This window comes from Streptomyces sp. NPDC059853, from assembly GCF_042731495.1.
Classification (GTDB): Bacteria; Actinomycetota; Actinomycetes; order Streptomycetales; family Streptomycetaceae; genus Streptomyces.
Window position 1 is genome coordinate 1 of the sequence record NZ_JBHWJL010000488.1, and the last position, 2,333, is coordinate 2,333.

Sequence of the window (2,333 nt, forward strand, 5' to 3'; positions counted from 1 at the left end):
CCGAGGAGCCCTCCATACCCGGCCGCAGCGGGTTGCCGCACTGCGAGCAGTACCGGCTCGTCGCGGCGTTGCGGTTGCCGCAGCGGCCGCAGGGCGTGCCGTCGGCCTGCCCCGCCGGAGCCTGGGAGCCTATGCCGCCGGCCTGCCCGTCGACCTCGTCACGGAACAGCGGGCGTCCCGCTTCCGTCGCGGGCGCCCCCGCAGGCTGCTCGCCACGGCGGGCATGAGGCCGTGCGGCGCTGTGCGAGCCACCCTGACGCCTGCCGAACAACCTAGCGAAAAAACTCACCAGCGATCCCCTCGCACCTAGCCCGACCCGTCAGTGGACGGGCGGTCCATTGTCTCTCATCCGCCGCGCCGGACACTCTGCCAACGTACGCGGCCCGTATTCAGTTTCCCTCACCGAGAGCCACCACATCGCACAGCCCCCGGCGTCGGTGTCCCGCTACGATGACGACTGAGCGTAGTCAGGGCGCTCCGCCGATCGCAAGGCGTCCACGATCACCGTCTCCGGCCGTTCGATCACGACACCCGCCTGTTCCTTCTCCAGGGACTGCACCACCCCGCCGGGGATGTTGAGCGCCGGTTCCAGGTCCTGCGGCCGTCCGATGGCGTCGATCACGAACGGGGCCGACACCGCGCGTCCGTCGATGCGCACCTGGCCGTTCTCGTCCGTGAAGAAGGTACCGGCCACGATCCGCACCTCGTTGATCTGGATCGCCTCGGCCCCGGCCGCACGCAGCTCCTGGACGGCGTCCAGCAGCATGTCGGCGCGCACCGCGCCGCGCGGGTCGGTCACCCGCAGCTCGATGCCCGGGCCCTCGGCGGCGACCGTACCGGCCAGGATGCCCAGCTGCCGTTCGCGCTCCGCCGTCTGCCGGCGGGCCTCCTCGGCCTGGTCGGAGCTGGTCTCCAGGTCGGTGCGCTGCTCCTCCAGGGCGTTCTTCTCGTCCTCCAGGCGCCCGGTGCGGTCCTCCAGGTCGCTGAGGATGCGCACCAGGTCCTCGGGGCGGGCCCCGCGCAGGGCGCTGTCGTCGGCGCTGGCGGCCCGTACCTGGATGGCCAGGCCCAGACCGAGGACGAACAGCAGCGCGGCCACGATGAGCTGGCTGCGGGTCACGCGCGGCGGCCACAGGCCGGCCAGCAGCGCGTCCCGGCCGCGGGGCCGCGCGGGACCTCCGGGGGCCCCGGGCGCGGAGGGCGCCTCCGGTGCGTCGGGAGCGGCGGGCTCCGGGGCTCCCGGTTCCCGGGCGGATCCGGGCACGGAAGGCGCCTCGGCGGGCTCGCCGGACGCCGGATCGGGTTCGCGCGGTGCGCGCTCGGGGTCGCTCATGGTGCTCACGCCCGGAAGAGGTGCCGGCGGATGGAGGCGGCGTTGGAGAAGATCCGGATGCCCAGGACCACGACCACGCCGGTGGACAGCTGGGCCCCCACGCCCAGCTTGTCGCCGAGGAAGACGATCAGCGCGGCGACCACGACGTTGGAGAGGAAGGAGACGACGAAGACCTTGTCGTCGAACATCCCGTCCAGCATGGCGCGCAGCCCGCCGAAGACCGCGTCGAGCGCGGCGACGACGGCGATCGGCAGATACGGCTCGAGTCCCATGGGCACGACGGGCCGGGTGAGGATTCCGGCCACGACGCCCAGCACGAGCCCCAGTACGGCGATCACTGTGTGTTTCCTTCTCCCGTGTCCGCGGGCCGCGCCGTCCGGACCGTGAGGCTGGTGGCGGCGGGTATGCGGATCTCTTGCTTGTCGGAGGTCTCGGCACGGATGCCGTAGTTGTCGCGCAGGACGTTCAGGTACTGGCCGTCCACCGTGGTGTCGAAGCGGGCCCGCATGGCCTCCGGGTCGCCCACGGCCTGGACGGTGTACGGGGGGACGAGCGGCCGGTTGTCGACGAGGATGGCGTCGCCCGCCGCGCGGATGGCCGACAGGGCGGTCAGCCGCTGTCCGTTGACGGCGATGGCCTCGGCGCCGGAAGTCCACAGTCCGTTGACGACCCGCTGCAGATCGCGGTCGCGGACCCGGCCGGTGTCGAAGCCGGAGCCGTCACGGGCCTCGCCGCCGCCCGCCGAGACGCCCTTGGCGTCGTTGACGACGAGTTCGAGCCCGGGGCCCTGGACGGGGCTCGCCCCGGCGAGCAGCGCGGTCAGTTCGCCCGGGTCGCCGCCGGAGTCGCTGAGCAGGTCGTTCTGCATGGCGGCGACCTCGGTGCGCAGCGCGTCCACCTCGTGCTGGAGCGCGTCCATCGTCTCGGTGCCGGATTCCACCCGGTCCAGGAGTTCCTGGCGCTCCCGGGCGACGGTGGGCGCCGCCTCGCGGGCCTGGAC

4 protein-coding genes are annotated in these 2,333 nt (G+C 73.0%); all 4 read right to left on the minus strand.

From position 1 onward, the window contains the following. Window positions 1–289 (minus strand): zinc finger Ran-binding domain-containing protein (locus tag ACFV5N_RS27110; RefSeq protein ID WP_385604969.1); only part of this gene is annotated, 289 nt, incomplete at its 3' end. A gap of 156 nt (window positions 290–445) precedes the next feature. Continuing rightward, complete coding sequence (locus ACFV5N_RS27115; RefSeq protein ID WP_385604975.1) at window positions 446–1,333, minus strand: DUF881 domain-containing protein; 888 nt, start codon at window positions 1,331–1,333, stop codon at window positions 446–448. 5 nt (window positions 1,334–1,338) lie between these two features. After that, the gene (locus ACFV5N_RS27120) at window positions 1,339–1,671 is read right to left on the minus strand and encodes a small basic family protein (protein WP_019434707.1); all 333 of its coding nucleotides are present in this window, start codon (window positions 1,669–1,671) and stop codon (window positions 1,339–1,341) included. Beyond that, window positions 1,668–2,333 (minus strand): DUF881 domain-containing protein (locus tag ACFV5N_RS27125; RefSeq protein WP_385604972.1); only part of this gene is annotated, 666 nt, incomplete at its 5' end. The genes ACFV5N_RS27120 and ACFV5N_RS27125, both read right to left, overlap by 4 nt.